Genomic DNA, 7,853 nt, shown 5'->3' on the forward strand with positions numbered 1-7,853 from the left:
GGTTCACGCAGAATTTACAGCCGATTCCGCGCGCTCCGCCCCCTCTCTGAGCAGGGCGCCGGCCCGGTCGGTTCACCGTCACCAGGGGTGACAGGGGCCCGTGATGCTGCCGAGAATCATGGAAGTGAATGTTGACAGCTGACGTTTATAGCCAGAACATGAGCAGAAATGAGCATGATCTTGCCGTGCTGCCCCGCGAAGCAACGCCCCGCCCCGCAGGAGGTCATGAGTGCGCACCCAACCGCTCAGGCGGCGCATATCCCGTAGACCCGCAACGCTGTTGGCCACCGTGCTGGCCTTGACGTTCGTACCGCCCGTCACCGAACCCCTCACCCCAAAGGCCCAGGCGGACACCGTCGACCGGCCGAAGGTGACCCAGAGCGCGGACGGCCTCACCATGTCCGTGCCGGGCACCAGGAACACACCCGGCTACACCGTCGACATCGCCACCGACGAACTCGCGCTCACCACCGAGCGCTCCGGGAAAACCGTGCTCGGCACCGCGGGCGGCGACACCGGAGGACTCCGCTTCCGCTCCGACGAGAAGTGGGAACACGCCACCGAGGTCACCGACTGGACATGGAAGGACGGTGTCCTCACCCTCACCACCGACACCACCCTCGACGGCGCCACCGTCACGGCCCGGCTCACACCCGAGGCCGACCGCTACCAGCTGGACTGGGACGTCGAAGGCGGCAGCCCCGACCAACTCGGCCTCGCCTACGACCTGTCGTCGGCCAGCCACTGGTACGGCCACGGCGAGGCCGAGACCCCGCAGGGCGGCCCCGGCGTCAACCAGCCCTGGCCGCTCGACACCGGCGAGGTCGACCACGAGACCTTCGGCCCGGCGTCGTACAACATGATCGACCCGTTCTGGTACACCTCCAAGTCGACCGGTCTGCGCGTCGACACCGGGAACGTCATGGACGTGGCGCTCAACAAGGGCAAGGACGGCCTCGGCCAGTTCATCGTCGAGTCGCCCGACACCTACAAGGCCACCGTGTTCGTCGAGTCGACCCCGCTGGAGGTCTACCGCGACTACATCGGCATCGTGGGCAAGCCGACCAAGAGCGACGCCACGTACGAGCAGTACGCCAAGCCGCTGTGGAATTCCTGGGCGCAGTTCTACACCAAGATCGACCAGGAGAAGCTGCTCGACTACGCCACCGACCTCCACGACAACGGTCTGGACGGGCACACCATCCAGCTCGACGACAAGTGGGAGTCGAACTACGGCAATCTGACCTGGGATCCCAAGACCTTCCCCGATCCCAAGGGCCTGTCCAAGAAGATCCACGACATGGGCTTCGACTTCGGCATCTGGGTCACCCTGTGGATCAACCTGGACTCCGACAACTACCAGTACGCGGTCGACAACGGCTATCTGCTCATGGACGCCAAGGACACCGGCAAGCCGTGCGAAGTGACCTGGTGGAACGGCCAGGCCGGGATCATCGACCTGGCCAACCCCGACGCCAAGGCCTGGTACGAGGGCAACCTCAAGAAGCTGATGGACACGTACGACATCGACGGGCTGAAGTTCGACACCCGCTTCTTCGACGAGAAGTGCGCGCCGCGCGAGGGCCACCAGGCCACGGACTACCAGGAGTTGGGCACGCGGCTCGCCGACGAGTTCGACCTCCAGGGCGCGGGCATCCGGGTGCACTGGAACCGGACGGCCCACGAGGCGGGCTTCGTCACCCGCCAGGTCGACAAGGGCACCGGCTGGGACTCCCTGCGCGCCTCCGCCACCCAGAACCTCGCCATCTCCACCATCGGCTACCCGTTCGTCGAGTCGGACATGATCGGCGGCTCCGGCGGCCAGCCCGCACCGACGAAGGACGTACTCGTGCGGTGGGCGCAGTCCGCCTCGCTGATGCCGCTGATGTACGCCTCGACCTCCCCGGTGGATACGAACGACACCACCACCGGCCAGAAGGTGGACTACGACCAGGAGACGGTCGACCTCTACCGGGAGGCGATCGAGACGCACGAGAAGCTCGCCCCGTACATCTGGGATCAGGTGCAGAGCACCTTGAAGACCGGCGATCCGATCATGCGGCCGCTGTTCTTCGACTTCCCGAAGGACGAGGCCAGTTACACGGTCACCGACGAGTGGATGCTCGGCCCGGCCGTGCTGGCCGCGCCCAAGCTGAGCACCGGCGCCACCCGTTCCGTCCATCTGCCGCCGGGCACCTGGTACGACGTGAACCAGGGCACCGTGATCCGCGGTCCCAAGACCCTCAAGGGGTACGCGGCGCCGCTCGGGGTGACCCCGGCGTTCGTGAACCTCAAGGCCAAGGGTGCCGCCAAGGCCGTCAAGGCGCTCAAGCGCGACGACGCGCCGGCCGCCTCTGTCCTGATCACCCCGGACGCCCCGTCCACCGACGCCGGTAAGCCGTTCGAGGTGACCACCGAGGTGACCAACTGGAGCACCGGGACCCTCAAGAACGCCAAGGCTGGACTGGACTTGCCCGACGGCTGGAGTGCCAAGGCGACCGGCCCGACCACCGCGAAGTCCCTCAAGAACGGCGCCACACTCACCACCACCTGGACGGTGACCCCGGCCGACGACGCCCGCTGGGCCAGCCACGACCTCACCGGCACCGCCACCTACACCGGATCCAACGGCTCGCAGAAGGTGTCCGACACCGTGCCGGCGCAGGTGAAGGCCGCCCCGGGCAGTGTGCAGGAGCCGTACCTGACGGCCGACACGACCTCCGGGGGCGCCCAATACGCCCAGGGCGGCGACCAGTTCGCCATCTGGGCGGGCGGCCAGGACCTGTCCGGCTGGAAGGACGAGAAGGGCGTCATCTACCGCGACGACGCGGCCGGGGAGAAGGCCACCGTGCAGGCCCAGTTGGTCTCCCAGAACAGCGCCTCACCGGTCGGCAAGGCCGGCGTCGCCCTTGCCAACGACCTGACCGCACCCGAGAAGGGCGGTTACGCGGTGCTGGTCATGACCGAGAAGTACGGCCTTGAGTTCATGACCGACAGCGACGGTGACGGGAAGCTCGACACCTGGGCGGGCGGTGGCTCCACCTACCACCCGGCGTATCTCAAGCTGACCCGGGACGGCGCCACCTACACCGCGTACGCCGGCAAGGACGGCGAGACCTGGTCGCAGGTCGGCACCGCCCAGGTGCCGTCCGCCACCGGCACCGGCGACGCCGGGATGGTCGCCAGCGCGGCCAACGTGAACTACCCCGGCGAGAACATCGAAGCCGTGTTCAGCGGATTCTCGGTCACCTCCTGACACCGCAGGCGCCGCTGACTCCATGGGCGCCACTCTCCCGACACCACTGGCACACCCCGCTTCCCGGCAGGTCCCCACCCCCATGGGGGCCTGCCGGGGACCAGCCCCTGCACGTCCATGAGAGAGGGAACCCACCCCCATGGCACGTACGTCCTCAGCTGTCGCCGGCTTCGTCGCGGGCGTGGTCGTGGCCGCGAGCACCACCGCGATAGCCGTCACCGGCACCACGGGTACGACCACCGGCTCCGACCTCGATTCCAAGGCCACCACCACCTGGCTGACCGTCAAGGTCGCCGACGCCATGGGCACCAGGGACACCATCACCTGGGTCCCCACCGGCTCCTTCGCGGGCTCCGCGGAGGAGCGGGTCCCGCGCTACCCGATGACCGCCATCCAGGGCAAGGACACCAAGGAGCTCAAGCTGTCCGCCGTCCGCAACGAGCAGGTCTCGGCGCAGCTGGCGATCGCCTCAGGCCAGGACCTCGACAACGTCAAGGCCGTGGTCGGCGACCTCACCGGGCCCGGCGGCGCGAAGCTGTCCGGCGCCGACACGGACGTCCGGTTCGTCAAGTACGTGCCCGTGCAGCGCTCCAAGAGCGAGGTCGACTGGTCCGCCACCATCGACCAGGTCAGTTCCGGCAAGGAGGTGTCCGGCGACCGCAACCCCGATGTGGTCGGCGACGCGCTTGAGGACGAGTCCTCGGTGGACGTGCCCGCGTACGCGGCGCAGCCGCTGTGGTTCACCTTCCGGATCCCCAAGTCGGCCAGGCCCGGCACCTACACCGGCACGGTGAAGGTCAACGCCGACGGCCGCACCCAGACCACCTACCCGCTGACCATCGAGGTCGCGGACGCGAGCGTGCCCGACCCGAAGGGCTACGACTTCTTCCTCGACGTATGGGCGCAGCCGGAGACGATGGCCAAGAACCACGGCGTCAAGCTCTGGTCCGACCAGCACTGGAAGCTCATCGAGAAGTACAACCGTGACCTGGCGTCGCGCGGCCAGAAAGTCATCAACACCACCATCGTCGACAACCCGTGGCACCACCAGTGGTCGCTCGGCACCCGGGAGTCGCAGACCGCCACGCCGTACACCAGCATGGTGGGCTGGACCTGGAACGGAAAGACGTTCTCCTTCGACTTCAACCGCTGGGACAAGTACGTCCAGACCGCCAGACGCGCCGGTCTCGGGCCCGACATCGGCGCCTTCTCCATGCTGGCGTTCCAGGACCAGGAGCACCTCACCTACACCGACACCCGCACCGGCAAGACCGTCTACGAGAACGTCGATCTGGGCGGCGACCGCTGGCGCGAGGCATGGGGAACGTTCCTGCCCGCCTTCGAGAAGCACCTGAAGGCCAAGGGCTGGCTGGAGGACACCTGGCTGTCCTTCGACGAGCGGCCCATCAGCACGATGACGGTCGTCAAGGACTTCGTCCACGAGGTCGCGCCGGTCTTCGACGACCGCATCTCCGTGGCCGGTTCGATCAGCACCGAGGGCGTCGCGTCCAACCTGTCCGTCGACTGGGGCGGCATCGACGCGATGACGAAGGAGAAGGTCGCGGAGCGGCGCAAGGCGGGCAAGATCACGACCTTCTACGTGTACGGGGCGCCGGCCCACCCCAACACGCTGTCGTACTCACCCGCCGTCGAGTCACGGATGCTGCCGTGGATCTCCGCCCAGCGGAATCTGGACGGCTTCCTGCGCTGGTCCTACAACAGCTGGACCAGCGACCCCTTCAAGCAGCCGGTGCACATCTTCACTCAGGGCGACGAGTACCTGGTCTACCCGGGCAAGGACGGCCCGATGTCCAGCATCCGCTGGGAGCAGCTGAAGGAGGGCATCGAGGACTACGAACTCATCGCCCAGCTGCGGAAGAAGGACGGCGGTGCCGACAGCGCCGCGCTGACCGAGGCCCTCACCACCGCGACCCGGAACCTCGACGGCCGGACGAAGGACGTGAGCGACATCGAGACCGCGCGGGCGGCCGTCGTGAAGGGGCTGACCTCATGAGGGGCAAGTGGAGATCACTGCTGCTCGCCGGAGCCCTCTCTGTCATGCCCCTGACCAGCGCAGGTGCTGCTGCGGCACCGGTTGACGCGAAGCCGAAAACCACGCACACCGTCACCTACGACCAGTACTCCGTGCGGGTCGACGGCAAACCCCTGTACATCTGGGGAGCCGAGTTCCACTACTTCCGGCTGCCCAGCCCGAATGCCTGGCGTGATGTGCTCCAGAAGATCAAGGCGGGCGGATTCAACGCGGTCTCGCTGTACTTCGACTGGGGCTACCACTCGGCCAAGCCGGGCAGTTACGACCTCACCGGCACCCGCGATGTGGAGCGGCTGCTCGACGAGGCCGAGCGCGCGGGCCTGTACGTGATCGCCCGCCCGGGCCCGTACATCAACGCGGAGGTCTCCGGCGGCGGCATGCCCGCCTGGCGCAAGACACAGGCCGGCGTGAACCGCACCTCCGAGCCGGAGTACCTGAAGGCGGCCCGGGAGTGGATGAGCCGGATCAACCCGATCATCGCGCGGCACCAACTCACGCGCGGCACAGGCAATGTGATCCTCTATCAGGTCGAGAACGAGTACCAGGGCGGTCGCGAGGACGCCGACTACATGCAGACCCTCATCGACTGGGCGAGGCAGGACGGCATCGACGTCCCGACCTTCGTCAACGACGGCGGTGCCAACAAGAACTGGGTCAGCGGCAAGGGCGCCCCGGACATCTACGGCTTCGACGCCTACCCGCAGGGCTTCGACTGCAAGGACCCCGACACTTGGAAGGACCTGCCCGACTACTCGTACGTCAACGAGTGGAAGCCCGAGTCCCCGCTGATCATCCCGGAGGCGCAAGGCGGCGCCTTCGACCCCTGGGGCGGCACCGGATACCAGGACTGCGCGAAACTCACCGGCACCGACTTCACCCGGGTGTTCGGCAAGATGAACATCGCCGCCGGGGTGAGCGGCCAGTCCTTCTACATGACGTACGGCGGCACCAACTGGGGCTGGCTGGCCGACCCCAACGCGGTCTACACGTCGTACGACTACGGGGCCCCGATCAACGAGTCCCGCCAACTGACGGAGAAGTACCAGGAGTTCAAGCGCCTCGGATACATGGTCAACTCCGTCACCTCACTGGCGCGCACCGACAAGGCCGAGGCCCCGGCCCCGTCCGACGACGCCCTGCGCATCGACCGGCGCGTCAACCCCGACGACGGCACCCAGTTCTTCACCGTCCGGCACGCCGACACCCGGGTGAAGGACAAGGACGAGACCACCCTGTCGCTGAAGGGTGCGGACGGCGACTACCCGCGCGTACCTCAGGAGGGCACGGTCACCGTCGACGGCCGGGACGCCAAACTCCTCGTCGCGGGCTACGACCTGGGCGAGGACCAGCGGCTCGTCTACTCCACCTCGGAGATCATGACGCACGCCCGGATCGATGACCGGGACGTGGCGCTGCTGTACGGGCGTGAGGGCGAGACCGGCGAAACCGTGCTGCGGTACGCCGAGCGGCCCGAGGTCACCGTCCTGGACGGCGATGTCACCACCACCTGGGACGCCGAACGCGGTGACCTGCGCCTGAACTACGCGCACAAGGGCCTGGCCCGGGTGCTGGTGAACGGCATGGAACTGCTGATCGCCGACACCGCCGAGACCGCGCACTGGTGGCGGCAGGACACGGCCGCGGGCCCGGTCCTGGTACGCGGCCCGGCCCTCGTCCGTACCGCCGAACTGGCGGGCGGCACCCTGAAGTTGACCGGCGACTCCACCAAAGCCGCGAAGATCGAGGTCATCGCGGACGCCAGGACGGTGACCTGGAACGGCCGCACGGTCGCCGTCACCCAGGTGCCGCGCCCTGTCGAGCTTCCCGAGCTGACGACGTGGAAGTACAAGGAGGAGGCGCCGGAGGCGGCCCCCGGCTTCGACGACTCCACCTGGACCACCGCCGACCGCCTCACCGCCAACAACCCGGAGCTCGCCGGGTCGCTGCCGGTCCTCGCGATGGACGAGTACGGCTACCACCACGGCAACGTCTGGTACCGCGGCCGGTTCAAGACCACGGGCAAGGCGACCGCGCTCGCGCTGAACGCCAACACCGGCCCGACCGGCCAGTACGCGGTCTGGCTCAACGGCAGCTACCTCGGCACTTCCGGCGACGGCGCGCACACCTTCGACATCCCGTCAGGGACGCTCAAGGCAGAAGGCGACAACATCCTTTCCGTGCTCGCCGAGAACGCGGGCCACAACGAGGAATGGGGCCACGACTACTCCAAGGAGCCGCGCGGTCTGCTCGGCGCCGAGGTGATCGGCGGGGCCTCCACGCTCACCTGGAAGATCCAGGGCAGCCGGGGCGGCGAGGACCCGGTCGACACCGCCCGGGGTCCGTACAACAACGGGGGGCTGTACGGGGAACGGGCCGGCTGGTCGCTGCCGGGATATCCCGACGGCAGTTGGAAGAGCGCCCGCCTTTCCGAGCAGGCCGGGAGGACCGGGCCCGGCGTGCGCTGGTACCGCACGTCCGCCCGGCTCGACCTGCCGCAGGGCCAGGACAACGCGATCGCACTCGATCTCGCCGAAACTGAAACCG

General features: G+C 67.9%; 3 protein-coding genes. All 3 read left to right on the forward strand.

The window, feature by feature from the left end; genetic code table 11:
- The first annotated feature begins 397 nt into the window (after window positions 1-397).
- Window positions 398-3,256, forward strand: coding sequence for a TIM-barrel domain-containing protein (locus AB0I18_RS22050; RefSeq protein ID WP_363107290.1), 2,859 nt, complete (start codon window positions 398-400; stop codon window positions 3,254-3,256).
- A gap of 139 nt (window positions 3,257-3,395) precedes the next feature.
- Entirely contained in the window at window positions 3,396-5,270 is a 1,875-nt protein-coding gene (locus tag AB0I18_RS22055; protein WP_363107249.1) for a glycoside hydrolase domain-containing protein, read from the forward strand.
- Window positions 5,267-7,853 (forward strand): beta-galactosidase (locus tag AB0I18_RS22060; RefSeq protein WP_363107250.1); only part of this gene is annotated, 2,587 nt, incomplete at its 3' end. The genes AB0I18_RS22055 and AB0I18_RS22060, both read left to right, overlap by 4 nt.

It is taken from the genome of Streptomyces sp. NPDC050704 (assembly GCF_040654355.1).
Lineage (GTDB): Bacteria > Actinomycetota > Actinomycetes > Streptomycetales > Streptomycetaceae > Streptomyces.

Excerpts from the sequence above, each read along its gene's own strand:
- AB0I18_RS22050 (WP_363107290.1), top strand. The coding sequence starts at position 398 with ATGTCCGTGCCGGGCACCAGGAACACACCCGGCTACACCGTCGACATC.
- AB0I18_RS22055 (WP_363107249.1), top strand. The coding sequence starts at position 3,396 with ATGGCACGTACGTCCTCAGCTGTCGCCGGCTTCGTCGCGGGCGTGGTC.